Source organism: Selenomonas sp. oral taxon 137 str. F0430, from assembly GCF_000183625.1.
In the GTDB taxonomy this organism is placed as follows: Bacteria; Bacillota; Negativicutes; order Selenomonadales; family Selenomonadaceae; genus Centipeda; species Centipeda artemidis.
Window position 1 is genome coordinate 57,433 of sequence record NZ_AENV01000005.1, and the last position, 17,568, is coordinate 75,000.

Here is a 17,568-nt window from a genome sequence, read left to right on the forward strand (position 1 = left end):
AGGCGTGACGCGGGCGTCTCTCATACGGCTTCTATCGATATGCGGAATCAGAGGTGGGCACGGCACGCCGTGCCCCTACCGCGCGCGCGTGAATCGTATCTGTTTCCCGCGATGAAGGGAAACAGATAGGCGCCAAAATCTCGCGCATAAAACCGTACAGTAAGTGACACGGAAGTTTGGAGGCAGAGCTAGGAATGGAGGTGAACGCGAGGAAGGCGGCGGATTTATAAAATCCCATCAACTTATGCCGCCCCCGTAGGGGCACGGCGTGCCGTGCCCTCAAACTCGTTATGGCGGCGTAACGTATCGCCGAAAATGACGACGCTATGCGCCAAAATCCCGTGTCACGCCTTAAATGTTTCGCCGTTGCTCGCTACTTCCCTCAAAAACTCCCGCGCCTTCGGGTAAAAGAACGCGCGCAGCTCCTCGCTGTCTACGGCGTGTCCCGGCTCCGCCTCATGGGCGCGCGGGAAGATGTCGGGATATGCCCCGCCGAGATCGACCGTCCCGTCTTTTGCGACGACTTCGTCCGTCTCGAGACGCAGCGTATGCGTCTTTGACCGCACGGCGACCTTGAGCGTCTGCCCGGGATAGCGCGAGATGCTGTACGTCGCCTCCCGCGCCCGCCCGCCGAATACCGCGGGGAGATTGCCGTCCACATCGGGGGCGACGGGAAAGCCGCAGAGATGCCCGAGTGTGCGGTAAATATCCACACTGCTCGTCAGCTCATTGACCACGCCCGCCGCAGGGACGCCCGCACCGCGCATCATCCATGACGCGCCCGTGGAGTAGGGTCCCATGATGTCAACGGCGCCGTCCGCGTTTGGACTAAAGATCGAGACGCCGTGATCCGAGTAGAGATTCACGATATATTCGTCCTCGTCGTAGTGCGTCCGGATGTAGTCGAGCAGGACGCCGACACTGCGGTCGACATATCGCGCTCCCTCCAGGAACTGCGCGCGATAGATTTCAAAATTCGGCAGGCGCACGCTCGCCTCCGTTCCCTCCATACCGAGGAGCCGCCGCGCGAGCGGCAGATGCGTCTCTACGGCGGTCGCGAACTTGAAGCCGTTTGCGGAGTAAGGATGCACGTCCATCACATGCAGGAAGAGGAATTGATCTGTCTCGCCAAAGGCTTCGAGATGGCGGATCGTGCGCTCCGCGCCGTCAAAGGCAGGCAGATCCCACGAGGTCGCGACGATGCGGTCGTAGCCGCGCATCGCCCCGCAGTACATGGAGTAGCCGCTCGCCATCGGGGCGGCGCAGTAATAGCCGAGATCCTTCATGCACTCCGAGAGCGTCGTCATATCGAGCGGCAGCTCGTGACTGTCCTCTTCGCTGAACACCTGCGTATGCGTCGGATAACGCCCCGTCTCGATGGCGGCGAGCGCGGGGTAGGTGAACTCCGAGGTGGAAAAATGATCGTCAAAGATGACGCCGCGCGAGAAAAACTCCGCGATGCGCGGCATATATTCCGTGAACCGCGTGCGCATGACCGGCCACGAGAGACCGTCCACGAGAATGTTCAGCACGAGTTTTTTGCGGCGCGGGCTGTGTCCGAGGAGGATGGGCGTGCCGAGGACATAGGGGGCGGATTCGTCCACATGCAGCGTCGTCTTTTCGCTGAGCCGGAAATAGCTGAACGCCCACTTGCCGAGATAGGTATGATCGTCGACGGTTTCCGTTTGAAACGATAATTCCTGTGACAGCTCCGTGCCGGCGATCGCAATGAGCGCTTCGCGTCCCTCCGGCACATCGATCTCTGTCGTGCCGCGCACCTCGCGCGCCTTTTGCAGATCGAGGACAAAATCGTGATGTCCGCAGTTTTTGAACCGCGCGCTCCGGCGGAGTTCTTCGAGCATGAAGCCCTTTTCCGAGAGAAAGCGGTTCTCGCCATAGCAGCCGACCCAAAACCGCGCGCTGCCTTCGGGCATCGTGAGCGGTAGTTCCTCGCCGACGAAGAGATCGTCCCGGAAGGAGAGCTGCCCGTCCTCTATGACGGCGCGGCAGGTGAGGACGGGGGCGACCTTGCCCTCGCTCATCGCGACGGAGAGCCGATTCAGTCCCTCATTGAGGAGCTCCGGCGGCAGATCATCGATGCGCGGTTCGGGCGTCTTGTAAATACCGTAACTATAGCCGCGCATCGTGAGCGCATCGAGCGGACGACCGAGATGCTCGTAGATCTCGGCGAGCAGATTCCACACCGCATAGCCGACCGGGCGCAGACGGTACGCGCGTTCGGCGAGTGGGAGCGCGGCGTCATATGCCCCGTGCGCCGCGAGGTAGCGCGCCGCGAGGATGTAGAAATGCGCACTGTCCGGTGATTCCGCTTGGTACGCGTCCAGCACGGCGAGGTAGTCGTCGTCGTAGGCATTCCGATGTATGCGCGCGACGAGATCGTCGAAGAGGGCCCGCGCGCGGTTGTTGTTTTGCCAAAATATGGTGAATCCGTCCTGCATAGCAATGCTCCCTTTTTATGTAGACTGTGGGGAGGGGAAAATCTCACCATTATTATCTATTCCGCGCAAAAATTCTCTCACGCGCGGGTAAAAGAATGCCCGCAGCTCCGCGCTGTCAACGGCATATGCCGCTTCGCCCTCGTGATCGCGCGGATAGATGTTTACCTCTGCGCGCGAGAGGTCGACCGTGCCGTCCTGCTCGACCGCATCTGCAACCATGAGCCGCAAGGTATGCGTCTCACTGCGCGCCGCGAGGTAATACGCCTTCGTCGGGAAGAGCGAATTGCTGAATGCGATCTCGCGTCCTGTGCCGCCGAATACCTTTGGAAGCGCCCCGTCCACATACGCGTCGACGGGGAAATCGCAGAGCGCGCCGAGCGTCGGGTAGATGTCCACCGCGCTCGTCAGCTCATCCGCGTGCACACCCTCCGGCACGCCCGCGCCGCGCATCATCCATGCCGCGTGCGTCATCGCAGGATTTGCAATGTCCTCGCATTCATTGAAGATCGAGACGCCGTGGTCGGAGTAGAGATTCACAATGTATTCGTCAGGGGCGTAGTGGCGTTCGAGATAGGTGAACAGCGTGCCGAGCGCCCGATCCGCATCGCGCACGCCCTGCCAAAACGCCGCCCCGCTGAGCGCATTCGGCACGAGGTAGGGACTCGGCACGCGCTCGTCGGGCGCAGAGAGCCGATCCGCGAGGGGGAGACGCTGCTGCACCGATGAGGAGAACTGAAAAAATTCGGAGGCTTCCGCATGTACGTCCAGTGCATGAAGGAATATGAAGTGATCCGCATCGCCCATCCCCTCGAGCAGGCGGATCGCACGCTCCACTCCGTCATAGGCGTGCTGACGGTAGGTTGTGATGATGAGCCGGTCATAGCCGCGCGTCACGCCGTTGTAGATGCCGACGCCTTCTCCCAAGAGATTCGACGTCGCATAACCGCGTTCCTTCATCCGCTCCGAGAGCGTGATGCAGTCGGGGCGCAGCTCGATCGCGACACTGCCGCTGACGAGACCGCTGTGATGCGGATACATGCCCGTCTCGATGGTCGCGAGCGACGGGTAGGTGTACTCTGCCACCGAGAAATGATTGTCAAAGATCAGCCCTTTGCTGAAAAAATCATGCGCGTTCGGCATTTCCTCTTTGAACCGTTCGCGCACGACCGACCACGCGAGCGCATCTATGAGGATGTTCAGTACGAGGCGCCGGCGCGCCGGCTCATGTCCGATCCGGACGGGCATGCCGACGATATAGTCATGGTCGGAGGAGATGGCGGTGCGTTCGGAGAGACGGAAGAAATTCGGCGCGCCCGGGTTCAGCCATGTCGTATTGTCGAGCGTGCGCGTCTCGAAGCAGATCTTTTGATCGTCCGCCGTGCCGATGACGGGCAGAACGATCTCCGCGCCCTGCGGGTCGATCTCCGTTTTGCCGCACGTGGGCGCACCGCGCATGATGTCGAATGTGAAGTCGCCGCCCGCATGTGCCGCCGCGCCGGGCGTGCGCCGCACGGCGTCGATCAGCCATGATTTGCTCATGCGCGGTTCCTGCTCGGCATAGACGCCGACATAATACTGCGGGGCGATGTGCGGCGAGACCGGCAAAAACTCCCGTGCGAACAGCCCGTCCCGCCCCGATAGACCGCGCTCGGGCGTGTAGCTCATGCGGCAGATGGCAAAGGGCGCGTAGCTCGCGACGCCGAGCGCGACGGCAAGCCGATCGAGCGCGGCGGGCGTCAGCGCGGCGGGCGGAACGTTCAGTGAGATGGGGATGCGGTAGAGATTTTCGGCGTAGCCCTGCATGACGAGGGCATCGTCATAGCGTCCGAGGGCGGTATATGCGCGCGCGAGCACGTCCCACACGGCGTGATTTGCCGGGCGCAGGCGGAAGGCGCGTGCGCCGTAGTCGGCGCCGGTAGCCGCGTCGCCGTGTGCGAGCATGTAGCGCGCGGCAAAGATGTAGAGGTGCGGGTGATCCGGCGCTTCCTTTTCGTAATCGTCGAGCACGGTGAGATAATCGTCGTCGTAGGCGGAGCGTTCACAGCGTGCGAGAAGATCGTCAAAGAGGGCACGCGCACGGGCGTTGTTGTTCCAAAATGTGGTGAAGTCGTCCTGCATGGGCGTGTCCTTTCTTAGCGTGATGCGGGCGTCTCTCATACGGCTTCTATCGATATGCGCGCGTGAATCGTATCTGTTTCCCGCGATGAAGGGAAACAGCTATGCGTGAAGATCCCGCGCATAAAACCGTACAGTAAGTGATGCGGAAGTTTGGATGCAGAGCAAGGAACAAGAAAAATTCAAGGGAAGGCGTAGATGAAACCTACGTCGACCGCAGAATTTTTCGCAGTGACACAGCTATGCGCCAAAATCCCGCATCACACCCTCATCGCGTCTTCGAATACGTGGAAAAACCCCGCAATATCCGGTACATCGATCGCCCCGAGGGCGCACAGGCGGAATGTCTTTTCGGTCTGCATTTTGCCGGGGTAGATGGTGAACCCGCGCTCGTAGCAGTAATCATGCACGCGCGTAAAGTCAAAATTCGGATCGTCGGGATACCGTACGGCGGCGACGAGTCCCGACTGTATTGCGCGGGGGATCGCCTCTTCTAATCCAAGAGATTCCAGACCCTCGTGAATGGCGTTCATGACGCGCGTATGGCGCGCCCATTTTTTCGTCTCGCCCTCGGCAAAATATTCCGCGAGCGCGCGCTTTGCCGCATAGACGACCTGCACTGGCGGGGTGAAGCGCATCTCACCCGTTTTTTCAAATCCTTCGTACTGCATGACGAGGTTCGTATAGTAGGACCGCACGGGATAGTGCGCCGCCGCGTCGAGCACGGATTTGCGCGCGAGGACGAAGGACAGCCCCGTCATGCCTTGGATGCCCTTTTGCGCGGACGACATGAGCGCGTCGATGTTCATCTCCGCGGCGTTGATGGGGATCATGGCAAACGTCGATATGGTGTCGGCAATGCAGATCGCGCCGTGCGCGTGGGCGAGCGCGCCGATCTCTCGCACGGGATTGAGAATCCCCGTGCCGGTCTCCTGATGCGTCGTGTAGACGGCGGTGATCTCGGGATGCTTTTTCAGCGTGTCCTCTATCACCGCGAGATCGGGCAGTCCGTCGATCGGGAAGGTGAGGTCGATGTGCGGTACGCCGTAGGCGCGCGCCATCTCCGCGGCGCGGGCGGAGTATGCGCCGTTGTTCACGATGAGGAGCTTGCCGTCCGCGGGAACGAGCGAGGAGACGCAGGCGTCCATGGCGATCGTGCCCGACCCGCAAAAGAGGACGGTCGCCCATTCTTCGGGCGTCACATGCACGACGCGCAGGAGGTCGCCCCCGAACGTGCGCATCAGATCGCCGAATTCCCGCTCACGCGGGCAGATGTCGGGGACGAGCTGCGCCGCCTTTACCGTGTCGGTCGTGGTCGCGGGACCCGGATTGAGCAGGATGTTTCGTTTGATGTTCATAAGTCACTTCCGATACATAAAGCAGTTGAAGATGAACGGAGTGTTCCAGTAGCCGGGCATATCGACAGTCGGGAACGTGACGGTGAGATCGTGCTGCCGTGCGAAGTCCTCGAAGAACGCGCGGGAATAAAAGAGCTTATCGAGTCCCCTATACCGCTCGTCATAGTCCGGAATGGAGGCACGGCGAAACGCGTGATAGGCGTCCTCCCTCTCGACGTCATGCAGTTCGAGGAGCCCGAGCGCACCGCGCGATTTTTCGAGCATTCGGGTGAGTACATGATGCGCATAGTCCGTGTCTGCGAAATAGGAAAAGACGCCGGCGGAGAAAACCGCGTCGTAGGTCTGCGCCGCAGACATCAGATCCGCCTCGCCGCAGGAGAGCTCAAGCGCATCGGGGAGTACCTTTTGCGCAATATCGACGAGAGAGGCGGCATAGTCCGTGCCGCCGACCGCGATGCCGGCGCGCGCCATGAGGTAGAGATTTGCGCCTGCGCCGCAGCCGACCTCAAAGACGCTCTTGCCGGGGGCGAGGTGCAGGAGCCGGCGCATCTGCGCGTCCTGACCGACGAAGGTCTCGAGCGGCAGACCGCCCTCCATGACGTCGTAGCCGTTCGCGCGCTTGAGCTCGAGCAGAACGTCCTGCCAGCTGCCTGTCAACCGGTCGTTCGAGGAGGTGCGCCGGTTCCATACGGCGCGCCATTGATCTTTCATGCGGCACCTCACATGACTTCGATGAGACGGATGATGTCCTTGATGGGCATGAGGTTCTGGTCCGCCTCATGCGCGCGGTGATGGACGAGAATGGAGCGCGCGGTCTCCTCCATGGCGGGGAACGCGCTGCGCGTGAGCTGGTTCGCGTAAATGACGATGCGCACACCGTGCGCCGCCAGCTCCGCCTCGGTGATCGTGTTGTAGGACGATGGGACGGCGACGATGGGGATATCCGGGTGCGCGGCGTGGAACGCGTCGCAGAACGCGAGCACCTCGTCGGGCGTCTTTGCCCGCGAGTGGATCATGATGCCGTCCGCGCCCGCCGCGACGTAGGCGTCGGCGCGCCGCAGCGCATCCTCCTGCCCCTTTTCGAGGATCAGGCTCTCGATGCGCGCGATGATCATAAACTCGTCGGTGCGCAGCGCCTTTTTCCCCGCGGCGATCTTCTCGGAGAAATTCTCGATCGTGTCCTGCGTCTGCGCGACCTCCGTGCCAAAGAGGGAGTTGCGCTTCGCCCCCGTCTTGTCCTCGACGATGACGGCGGAGACGCCGATGCGTTCGAGTGTGCGGACGTTGTAGGCGAAATGCTCCGCCGTGCCGCCCGTGTCCATGTCGAGGATGACGGGTTTCGTGGTGACGTCCATGACCTCGTTGATGGTCTGGATGCGGTCGGAGAAATCGACGAGCTCGATGTCGGGCTTGCCGCGCGCCGTCGAGTCGCAGAGACTGGAGATCCACATGGCGTCGAACTGGTCGAGGCCGCCGTCGCTTTCGACGACGGTTTTCTCAGCGATCAGACCCGTGAGACCGTTGTGCACCTCGATGGTCTTGACGATGGGGATGATTTCGAGCAGGCGGCGCAGGCGGCCGCGGCGCCGCTCGGGCATGGCAAGGTGCTCGCGCATCCGGCGGTCGATTTCGACGACCTCCTCGTTGTAGGTGTAAGGCGGCTCGACGAGCTCGCCGCCGAGCCGCTTTAGACACGTGAGCACGTTACTCCGTAGCGCGGACTCGGGACCCTGCGCCCAGTTGCGCCCGTGGATCACATAGTCGGGGCGGAGCTCTGCGAGGATTTCGTCATAAAAAATATGCTCCTGCACGACGACCTCGTCGACGAGCTCCTCTGCGCGCAGCATCTCCATGCGCTCGGCCAGCGTGCGCGTGGGGAATCTGTTGTAGCGCAGCATCTCGGGATCCGAGAGCACGCCGACGACGACGCGGCCGAGTTTTGCCGCTTCGCGCAGGATGTTCCGGTGTCCGTCGTGGATGATGTCTGTGCAAAAGCATGTGTATACTGTTTTCATAGCCCCTTCATTTCCCTTTCCAAATCCCTGAGTTCCTCTGCGGTGTCGATCTCCCATACGTCCGCGCGCGTACACGGGCGGATGTAGATGTTAAAGTCCGCCGCGTAGTATTTGAGCGCGATCTCATCCCAGTAGAGCTGCCGATAACGCTCCTCCCTGTAGAGCGCTGCGGCGCAGTGGGCGAGACGCGCGCCGTCCGCCGCAGTCCAGTACGAGAGCCCGAGCATCTGATGGCAGTCGCGGCCGCCGACGCCGATCTCCGTGATGCGTCCCTGCGCATCGACGGCAAACCGCCAGTCGTCCGTCTCCTCCACGGGGAACGCGATGTAGTTCGAGCGCTCCTGCCCGGGCGTTATGACGGCAGGATTTGCGAGGTACAGATCCCCCTCGACGACGTAGGTGTCCTCAAGCAGTCCCTGTGCCCCCGCCAGTGTGACAGAGGAGATGTTGTTTGACGTCTCCCAGTCGGGATTGTCCAGAAATGAAATCCCTTCGTATTGGTCTGTGAGCTTGTCGAACGCCGCGCCGCGATACCCTCGTACAATGGTAATCGACGAAATCCCCGCCGCCTTAAGCGCGTCAAGGATGGTCGTGATGATCGGACGTCCGCAGACCTCGACCATCGGCTTTGGACGGTCGTCCGTGAGCGGCGCGAGACGCGTGCCGCGCCCCGCGGCGAGGATGAGGGCGCGGGGGACTTTGTGCATTTTGTTCATTCCTTGTCCTCCCCTTCGTGCGGCGCGGTTTTCTCCGGTTCGGGGGCGTAGGTGTTATGCGCGGCTCAGGGTATCTTTCTCGCTGCTGCGCAAACGTCGCGGCAGTATCGTATCGTTATATAGATCATGCCGCCGCACAGCCCTTTGGACTGCAAAGCGGCGGTCTAACACATCCCCAAATCAATGGGCAACAAGTCGCGCCGCCCTTCGGGTAAATGCTTCGCAGCGTCGATAAGACACCCGTTCGCCGCACACCACGAAACGGCGATACACCTGATGAGCGGCGTTCCTGCGACATCGTGGGATACATTTGCAATCCACGCCGCCTCCGTAGGGGCACGGCGTGCCGTGCCCTGTATCTCACTATGGCGGGGTAACAAAAAAGCAACTCGGCATCGATACGTCGTGATCATCATCGAAGGAAAGCGTAGCAACTTATGCCGCCCTCGTAGGGGCACGGCGTGCCGTGCCCTGTATCTCGCTATGGCGGCGTAACTTTATGTCAGTCCCATCTTTCGCTTTGCCTTCGCGAGCGTTCGCTCGGCGATCGCCGATGCCCGCTCCGCGCCCTCGCGGATCGCGGCGTCGAGATATTCTTTGTCTGCGAGGAGCTCTGCGTATTTTTCCCGGATGGGGCGCAGTTCGTCGGCGACGACGGTTCCGACGGCGGTCTTGAAGTCGCCGTACCCCTTGCCCGCGAATTCCGCCGCGATCTCATCCATATTTTTCCCCGTAACGGCGGCGTAGATGGTCATGAGGTTGTTGATGCCGTCCTTGCCCTCACGGAACGCGACCTCGGATTCGCTGTCCGTGACGGCGGAGCGGAATTTTTTCAAAATCGTGTGCTCGTCGTCGAGGATGTAGATCGTCGCCTTTGCGTTCGTGTCGGACTTGCTCATCTTCGCCGTCGGCTCCTGCAGGCTCTTGACGCGTGCGCCCTCCTTCGGATAGTAGCCCTCGGGCAGGCGGAACACCTCGCCGTAGGCGCGGTTGAACCGCTCCGCGACGTCGCGCGTGAATTCGAGGTGCTGTTTTTGATCCGCGCCGACGGGGACGTAATCCGCTTGGTAGAGGAGAATGTCGCCCGCCATGAGCGCGGGGTAGGTGAAAAGTCCCGCGTTGATGTCCTCGGGGTGTTTCGCGGATTTGTCCTTGAACTGCGTCATGCGCGAGAGGTCGCCGAACGGACTGAGACACGAGAGCATCCATCCCATCTGCGCGTGCGCGGGGACGTGGCTCTGGATAAAGACGAGACTCTCCTTCGGATCAAGACCGCACGCGAGCAGGAGGGCGAATGCCTCGCGGCTCTGCCGGCGGCGTTTCTCCGGCTCGTTGTATACGGTCAGCGCGTGCAGATCGGCGACAAAATAATAGCAGTCATAGGACTCCTGCAAATGCCGCCAGTTCTTCACCGCGCCGAGATAGTTCCCGAGGGTGAACGTGCCGGTCGGCTGAATGCCGCTGAGAATGATTTTGCGGCGGGTGTCCTGTGCTGCTGTGACTGTCATGATGTAAACCTCTCTTTTATTAAATGTGCGGCGTTTCGCGCGCATTTAGGAAAGCGGCGGGAAGATCAGCGCGGCGGGATCGAGCCCGTAGCGGATCGTGAGCCCCGCGTCCGCGGCGTCGTCTGCGGCGCGCGAGGAGACGTCCTCCTTCGTCGTGATGGGGACGTCCGACGCCGCGAGGATCGTGGGGGAGAACTCTAGGCTTTGCGCGGGCGTATGGGTGAAAATGAGGGGCGCATCGTCTCCGCAGTCCGCGAGCCGCGCGGTGATCGCTTCGAGCGGCGCCTTTGCATCCGTGTCCTGCGTGACGGCGAGAATGAGCGCCGCCTTATCCCGTGCGCGGTACGAGGTAATGTAAGATTCGACTACATAACGCCAAACGGCATCGTCCGCGCTGAAATCCGGGATAAAATAATATATCGTGTATTGCTCCGCCCCGGAGCGCGCGGACAGTCGCGGCGATATCCACGGCCTCATCTGCGGACGGCGGTGTGTACGCGCGCTCGCAGGCGGCGAGAAATCCCTCCATGTCGCCGCCCTCGAGGAAGGCGCGGTGTGCTTCGATTTTTTCCGCCGACCAGTTCCACCACTTGATCTTTTGCAGGCGGCGAATCGTCTCCTCATCAAAGCGGTATTTGATGACGCGCGCCGGGTTGCCGACGGCGACCGCATAGGGCGGGATGTCCTTTGCCACGACCGCGTTTGCGCCGATGACCGCGCCGTTGCCGATGCGCACGCCGCCCATCAGGCACACGTTATCGCCGATCCACACGTCGCTGCCGATGATGATTTGCCCGCGGTTGACGGCGGCGGCATGGTTTTGGTGGTCGCCTGTTTTGAGACAGCGCAGATTTTCAAAAGGATACGTCGTGATATTATGAAGGTTGTGATTCTGCCCGATGTTAAACGTCAAACCGTCTGCCAGAGAGGAGTACCGCCCGACAAGCACATGCCGCTCGCCGACGCCGTATACGATCGTGCCGCTCATGAGGTATGAGCCGGGACCGAACGTCATGAGGACAGAATTTTGACCGTCGTTTGTGCGCAGTGTTCGAACCGCCGCGTCATGATTTACGAATTGCACCTTAAAATTCAGTCCCATGGGCGCCCCTCCAATCTTTCTATAGTTTAGAGTATAACAGAAAATGAAGCGATGTCAAAAACCTAAAAAATTCTTGCCTTTCTTTCGTGGCTCTGTTACAATATATTCCGCATCAAAAATCGAAAACCACAAGATATAGTGTATTTTCAAATTCAAAGGAGAAAAGTTCATGGCAGTGACAACGGTAACGAAGCGCGCGGGGCACAGCGTCCCCTACGACCGCGCGAAGATCCTCAACGCGATTGCGGCGGCGAGCAAGGAGTACGCGCACCCGATGACCGCGCTTGAGATCGAGAACGTGACGGCGGCGGTGGAGACGGCGTTTGAGAGCCGCGCCGAGATCTCCGTCGAGGAGATTCAGGATCTCGTCGAGAAACAGCTCCTCGCGCACGGATTCTACGACATCGCGCGCCGCTACATCACCTACCGCCAGCGCCACGCACAGCGCCGCATGGCACAAAAACACCTCATGGCGAGCTACCGCGACATCTTCTTCGCGGATGCCGTGGACTCCGATCTGAAGCGTGACAACGCGAACATCAACACCGACGCGTCGATGGGCATCATGCTGAAACTCGGCGCCGAGGGTGCAAAGCACTTCGTCGACAACTACGTCCTCGAGGAGCGGTATGCCGACGCCGACCGCGAGAACTTCATCCACATCCACGACAAGGACTTCTCGCTCATCACGTTCAACTGCTGCCAGATCGACCTCCTGAAACTCTTCCGCGGCGGCTTCTCCACCGGACACGGCTTCCTGCGCGAGCCGAACTCCATCCGCGCATACGCGAGTCTCGCCTGCATCGCGATCCAGTCGAACCAGAACGACATGTTCGGCGGACAGAGCATCAACGCGTTCGACTTTGCGATGGCGGACGGCGTGAAAAAATCCTTCCGCAAGGCGATCGTCGAGGAGGCGTGGAAAGCGCTCCTCTATCGTCTCGGACACGGACATTTCACGCACGACGCGTTCAAAAAAGCGCTGCGCGCAGAGCTGGACTTCGCCGTCTGTGTCTACGCCGAGGATGCCGACAGCGACCTCGGACAAAGCGCCGTCAGAGAGCTGCGGCGCGCGCTCGACGTCGTTTATCGGAACGCATTCGAGACGCCCGTCGCGGGCGAGCTTGACGCCGACGCCGCGACGATCTACCGTCTCGCCTGCGAGAGCGTCGAGGAGGAGACGCATCAGGCAATGGAGGCGCTCATCCACAATTTCAACACGCTCCACTCGCGTGCGGGCGCACAGGTGCCTTTTAGCTCCATCAACTACGGACTCGACACCTCGCCCGAGGGACGACTCGTCATCCGCGAAGTGCTCAGCGCGATCTGGCAGGGACTCGGCAACGGCGAGACCGCCATTTTCCCCATCTCCGTGTTCCAGCTCAAGGCGGGCGTCAACTACAACCCCGAGGATCCGAACTACGACCTCTTCATCGAGTCGTGCCGCGTCAGCGCGCGCCGGCTTTTCCCGAACTACGTCAACATCGACGCGCCGTACAACCTGCAATACTACAAGCCCGGCGACTACAACAGCTGCGTCGCGACGATGGGATGCCGTACGCGCGTCATGGGCAACGTCAACGGCCCCGAGCAGTCGGGCAGCCGCGGAAACTTCTCCTTTACGACCATCAACCTGCCGAAGCTCGCGCTCGAAGCGAAGGGCGATCTGAATAAATTTTGGGAGCTGTACGATTACTACATCGAGCTCTGCCACGACTACCTCCTCGACCGCCTGAAGGTCATCGAGGAAAAGCACGTCTACAACTACCCGTTCCTCATGGGACAGGGCGTGTGGATGGGCAGCGAAAAGCTCAGTCAGGTCGACTCCATCAAGGGGGTTCTCAGGCACGCGTCGTTCTCCATCGGCTTCTGCGGACTTGCCGAGTGCCTCGTCGCGCTCATCGGCAAGCACCACGGCGAGAGCGAAGAGGCGCAGGAACTTGGGCTCAAAATCGTGCGTCACATGCGCGAGCGCACCGACGCCTATACGCAGGCGGAGAGCCGCAACTGGTCGACGTTCGGCACGCCTGCCGAGAGCACCGCGGGGCAGTTCCAGCGCGCGAACAAAAAGACGTACGGCATCATCCCCGGCGTCACCGACCGCGGCTACATGACGAACTCCAGCCACGTCCCCGTCTACTACGACATCAGCGCGTACGACAAGATCCGCATCGAAGCCCCGTATCATGAGCTCGAAAACGCCGGACACATCGCCTACATCGAGATGGACGGCGACCCTTCGAAGAACGTCAAAGCCTTCGAAAAAGTCGTCCGCGCCATGCACGACGCCAACATGGGCTACTTCTCCATCAATCACCCCGTCGACCGCGACCCCGTCTGCGGCTACACCGGACTGATTGAAAACGAATGCCCGCACTGCCACCGCAAGGAAAAATCCTTCGGCACCATGACTGTGCCGCGCATGAAGGACTAAGAGTATATTAGGCAATCAAAAAAGCACGCTTCCGATCAACCGGAGGCGTGCTTTTTTGTATATGCGGGGAATCTTCATGATACAAATGGAGAAGTTGTGAGGGCATGGGGAGGAGTCGCATTTATTCTAAACGTCTTGAATAAATGAAATACCTGCATGTTTCATGATCTGCCATTCGTTTACTAATAGCTTTTCGGGCAATGATTCATATACGAACAACCAATATCCATCAAAGTCTTGTGCTGCAAGTTCAGCTGCATGGTCTCGCATTTTTTCCATGCTATCTATATCCCCGGTTTTTTCAAAATACAACCATACAAATAGTTTTAGCAGACAACTATCGCTATTTATTGCGTTTTCCACGGTGACTGCCGATAATTCAAATTTATATCTTAGGGAAAAGTATATCGCATAGATTGCTGCTTCATAGTTTTTTGCTGCGATTGCCGACCTATAAAAGATTTCGCTTATATCCCGGATTTGTGAGGGAGCGGCGTGATAGGGCTTGAAAACGTATTCCGGCAATAGCGGTATAAGATATGGATATATCACAGACAGGTGCAGCATTGTTTTTAAGCAATAGGATTTAGCATTTTGAGTTAGGGACTGTTTTTCTAGCATCTTAATTGCATAATTAATTATGGCGGTATTATCGTGTGTTAGCATCAGACCGATTGACATATCCAAATATGCCTGCACTCCCGTATAGGTTATGTGATCTTCCCGTCTGATCAACTGAAATGTCTTTAGCGTATACACCCATGACGGCTTTGCGGCTATCGGAAGAGGGATGATTTTTGTTTTTTTATGATTGAGGGATAGGTCATATTCTCTCAAACAGGAACGTAAATCTATCAGAAATTCTTGTGCTTTTTCATAGGAGAGAACATAGCAGGTATAATCGTCAATATGCCGGATGTATTTCCAACCGGCTGCCACTAACTTATTATCTACTGCGGTAAGGATAATTTCCGATAATAAATTAGAAGTATGTGGACCGATCAGAAAGCCGTGTGTTTCGCCTTTTTTTAGCTCCATACATTTGTGATCTAGGATATTGTACCAGATCGTTTTATCATTTTTAGTCTGCTTTGCCGTGGGCTTTCCGACAAGCGCCCAAGGAAGCGAATGCGTATACATGCTCTGAAAGCATGTTGAAATATCGGCACGAACCATATAGTGATTACCGATTTGTAAGTCCGGTTCGGGGGATGCATCCGTTTTCCAATTACTATACGTCATGGCAAATAGACTTTTAGAATTTTTTGTTTACGAATATGGATTCTACTTACCTTATGTGATTGGGCATGAGTTTGTTGGGCAAAATGTGTTTTTAATTCGTTCCAGTGATCAGAGAGACATTGACAGAGGTTGTAGTATGCGATTGGATGAGGAATCGCATAGAGCCTTGGCACATTCGTATTTCGCCATGATTCAAAGTAAATAACCCCATGAGGCTTTTGGCACAGGCTTTTGGGGAAAGCATCCGGGGTACTCTTATAGAATTGAAAAAAATTCTCTGAAGTGAATATCGGTGGAAGTTTTTCTGTAAACATACCGTGAGCAAATAATCCTTCGTGTAATTTGTCTGAAGATATGGTGGACATGTAGTCCATATAACGCAAGCTCATTGGTGTGGCTCCATTCTTTTTGATTCGAATCACATCACGGAGGACATCATTTACTATTGATATATTTCAAGCCGCGCGCGGTTCTGCTCCAAAAGCGCGGGGCGGTAGACCTTCGGCAGCGTGGATTTTTTACGATCGCCCACAGCGCCGCGGCGGCTTTGAGACGGTGCTTGTAAATCCTGCTTTGCGGGTCGGCGCAGAAATCCTTGAGAAAGCGGTTCCATTCACAAGCCTTGTTGTCATATTTCGCATAGTCTGACTCGCGGTAATACAGCGCCAGCAAATCCCGCACCGTGAACGAGCTGTCCCGTGTGCGCTTCACCTTGCGCCATGCCGCCGCCATATCGGCATTGAATTTGAAATTTCGGACGCCTGTTACCTCGGAAAAGTATGCCCGAAACGCTGCGTTGAACGCAAAATTGCATGCGAGCAGCGGACAGTCGAGCGAAATCTCACGGGTGCCTCTTTTGCGGGATTCTTTTTGCGGGCGAATCAGCCGGCCGTTAAAATATGCCTCGATATACCCGTTCAGCTCCGCCTTCGTTCCCGTGTGGCGGATGCCGAGCCGTTTGCACAGTGCGGTGAGCTCCGCGCGGTACCAATAATACCGGCTGAACTCGCTGTAGGATGCAATATCTTCAAAATGAGGGCGCTTTTCCAAGGCTCTCACCTCCTTTACGGATATGCGACATTTATTCTAGTACATTTATAAGTGACAAACAAGGAGGAAAATATATTTTTGTCAGTTATAACTGACAAAAACTGCGACGGTGTACCGCATATTTATTTTGGAAAATTCCAAATCAATGATATAATACATGTAATTTGAGCCGGTAAAGGAGGAACAATGATGAAGTTTTTTATTGACACGGCAAAGGTGGAGGAGATTCGCGCGGCGAACGATATGGGCGTCATTTGCGGGGTGACGACGAACCCGTCTCTGATCGCGAAGGAGGGACGCGATTTTAAGGAGGTCATCGCCGAGATTGTCTCTATCGTGGACGGCGCGATCAGCGGTGAGGTGAAGGCGACGACGACGGACGCGGCGGGCATGGTCGCGGAGGGGCGCGAGATCGCGGCGATCCATCCGAATATGGTCGTGAAGATCCCCATGACGGTCGAGGGGCTGAAGGCGGTGAAGCGGCTCGCGGCAGAGAATATCAAGACGAACGTGACGCTCGTCTTCAGCGCGGGGCAGGCGCTGCTCGCGGCGCGCGCGGGGGCGACCTATGTGTCGCCGTTCCTCGGGCGGCTCGACGATATTTCCGTGCCGGGCATCGATCTCATCCGCAGCATCGCGGACATCTTCGGACTGCACGACATCAAGACGGAGATCATCGCGGCGAGCGTGCGCCATCCGATCCATGTGATCGACTGCGCGCTGGCGGGAGCGGACATCGCGACTGTGCCGTATAAGGTGCTCGAGCAGATGACGCATCATCCGCTCACGGATCAGGGGATTGAGAAGTTCAGGAAGGACTATGAAGCTGTCTTCGGATAAGGCGTGAGGCGTGACGCGGGATTTTGGCGCATAGCTGCGTCATATCGAAAAACACTGCGCTTGACGTAGGTCTTTAACTACGCCTGCGCTTGTGTTTTTCTCATTCCTTGCTCTGCATCCAAACTTCCGCGTCACTTACTATACGGTTTTATGCGCGGGTTTTTCGCGCAGTCCGATCTCATCGATACGTTACGCCGCCGTATATCGTCACAGGGTACGCCCCTACGGGGGCGACATATCAACCAAATACCAACAATAAAAGAGAACCGTTACACAACATTGTGTGCACCGATTCTCTTTTTGATTGCGTATCTTAGCCCGCTTCGGCGACCTCGATGATGGGGAGGGCGCCGTCCGTGATGCATTCCTTTGTGACAGTGACGCGGCGCGGGGCGGTCTCGCGCGGGATGTCGAACATCACGTCGAGCATGACCTCCTCGATGATGCCCTTGAGACTGCGCGCGCCCGTTTTGCGTGCGATCGCCTTTTTCGCGACGGCGCGCAGGGCGTCCTCGGTAAAGACCAGCTCCACGCCGTCCATCGCGAGCAGTTTTTCATACTGCCGTACGGGGGCGTTGATGGGCTCGGTGAGAATGCGCAGGAGCGCGTCCTCGTCGAGCGTCTCGAGTGTGCAGATGACGGGCAGGCGTCCGATGATCTCCGGGATGATGCCGTACTCCATGAGATCCTCGGGGCTGACCTGATGAATCAGCGTGTCAAATTCCTTTT

General features: G+C 58.2%; 14 protein-coding genes (1 of these 14 only partly in view). 2 read left to right on the top strand and 12 right to left on the bottom strand.

The window, feature by feature from the left end:
• Window positions 1-344 precede the first annotated feature (344 nt).
• The 8 genes from HMPREF9162_RS01620 to HMPREF9162_RS01655 all read right to left on the bottom strand — a co-directional run bounded on the left by HMPREF9162_RS01620 (window position 345) and on the right by HMPREF9162_RS01655 (window position 11,273).
• The gene (locus HMPREF9162_RS01620; RefSeq protein WP_009752712.1) at window positions 345-2,459 is read right to left on the bottom strand and encodes a sulfatase-like hydrolase/transferase; all 2,115 of its coding nucleotides are present in this window, start codon (window positions 2,457-2,459) and stop codon (window positions 345-347) included.
• A 15-nt stretch (window positions 2,460-2,474) separates the two neighbouring features.
• Complete coding sequence (locus tag HMPREF9162_RS01625) at window positions 2,475-4,616, bottom strand: sulfatase-like hydrolase/transferase (RefSeq protein WP_009438221.1); 2,142 nt, start codon at window positions 4,614-4,616, stop codon at window positions 2,475-2,477.
• A 218-nt stretch (window positions 4,617-4,834) separates the two neighbouring features.
• On the bottom strand, window positions 4,835-5,932 hold the full coding sequence (locus tag HMPREF9162_RS01630; protein WP_009657721.1) for a 2-aminoethylphosphonate aminotransferase: 1,098 nt from the start codon (window positions 5,930-5,932) through the stop codon (window positions 4,835-4,837).
• A gap of 3 nt (window positions 5,933-5,935) precedes the next feature.
• Window positions 5,936-6,643, bottom strand: a complete 708-nt coding sequence (locus HMPREF9162_RS01635) for a class I SAM-dependent methyltransferase (RefSeq protein WP_009752768.1) — start codon at window positions 6,641-6,643, stop codon at window positions 5,936-5,938.
• An 8-nt stretch (window positions 6,644-6,651) separates the two neighbouring features.
• The gene (aepX, locus tag HMPREF9162_RS01640; protein WP_009438306.1) at window positions 6,652-7,947 is read right to left on the bottom strand and encodes a phosphoenolpyruvate mutase; all 1,296 of its coding nucleotides are present in this window, start codon (window positions 7,945-7,947) and stop codon (window positions 6,652-6,654) included.
• Window positions 7,944-8,663: a phosphocholine cytidylyltransferase family protein gene (locus HMPREF9162_RS01645; protein WP_009752632.1), complete on the bottom strand. Its 720-nt coding sequence runs from the start codon at window positions 8,661-8,663 to the stop codon at window positions 7,944-7,946. Before HMPREF9162_RS01645 ends, aepX begins: the two co-directional genes overlap by 4 nt.
• A gap of 497 nt (window positions 8,664-9,160) precedes the next feature.
• The gene (trpS, locus tag HMPREF9162_RS01650) at window positions 9,161-10,171 is read right to left on the bottom strand and encodes a tryptophan--tRNA ligase (RefSeq protein ID WP_009752532.1); all 1,011 of its coding nucleotides are present in this window, start codon (window positions 10,169-10,171) and stop codon (window positions 9,161-9,163) included.
• Between the two features lie 328 nt (window positions 10,172-10,499).
• Window positions 10,500-11,273, bottom strand: a complete 774-nt coding sequence (locus HMPREF9162_RS01655; protein WP_009438305.1) for a CatB-related O-acetyltransferase — start codon at window positions 11,271-11,273, stop codon at window positions 10,500-10,502.
• 169 nt (window positions 11,274-11,442) lie between these two features.
• Here HMPREF9162_RS01655 and HMPREF9162_RS01660 point away from each other — a divergent pair, with 169 nt between their 5' ends.
• A complete protein-coding gene (locus HMPREF9162_RS01660) occupies window positions 11,443-13,707 on the top strand; it encodes an anaerobic ribonucleoside triphosphate reductase (protein ID WP_009752626.1) in 2,265 nt (754 codons plus the stop codon).
• A gap of 126 nt (window positions 13,708-13,833) precedes the next feature.
• Here HMPREF9162_RS01660 and HMPREF9162_RS01665 read toward each other — a convergent pair whose 3' ends face one another.
• The 3 genes from HMPREF9162_RS01665 to HMPREF9162_RS01670 are packed head-to-tail and all read right to left on the bottom strand — an operon-like array spanning window position 13,834 to window position 15,999.
• On the bottom strand, window positions 13,834-14,949 hold the full coding sequence (locus tag HMPREF9162_RS01665) for an RNA-directed DNA polymerase (protein ID WP_009438323.1): 1,116 nt from the start codon (window positions 14,947-14,949) through the stop codon (window positions 13,834-13,836).
• Window positions 14,946-15,371 (bottom strand): hypothetical protein, encoded by a 426-nt coding sequence (locus tag HMPREF9162_RS12575; protein WP_217490377.1) that lies wholly within the window; start codon window positions 15,369-15,371, stop codon window positions 14,946-14,948. The genes HMPREF9162_RS01665 and HMPREF9162_RS12575 overlap by 4 nt, the downstream gene beginning before the upstream one ends.
• Before the next feature lie 13 nt (window positions 15,372-15,384).
• The gene (locus tag HMPREF9162_RS01670) at window positions 15,385-15,999 is read right to left on the bottom strand and encodes an SAP domain-containing protein (protein WP_009438251.1); all 615 of its coding nucleotides are present in this window, start codon (window positions 15,997-15,999) and stop codon (window positions 15,385-15,387) included.
• A gap of 189 nt (window positions 16,000-16,188) precedes the next feature.
• On the opposite strand from HMPREF9162_RS01670, the gene fsa reads away from it, so the two are divergent.
• Window positions 16,189-16,839, top strand: a complete 651-nt coding sequence (gene fsa, locus HMPREF9162_RS01675; RefSeq protein ID WP_037350070.1) for a fructose-6-phosphate aldolase — start codon at window positions 16,189-16,191, stop codon at window positions 16,837-16,839.
• A gap of 313 nt (window positions 16,840-17,152) precedes the next feature.
• Here fsa and clpX read toward each other — a convergent pair whose 3' ends face one another.
• Window positions 17,153-17,568, bottom strand: partial view of an ATP-dependent Clp protease ATP-binding subunit ClpX gene (clpX, locus tag HMPREF9162_RS01680; protein ID WP_009350601.1) — the final stretch only. It continues 886 nt past the right edge of the window; 416 of the gene's 1,302 nt are visible here — the last part of the coding sequence; its start codon lies beyond the right edge, outside the window — the gene reads right to left on this strand; the stop codon is at window positions 17,153-17,155.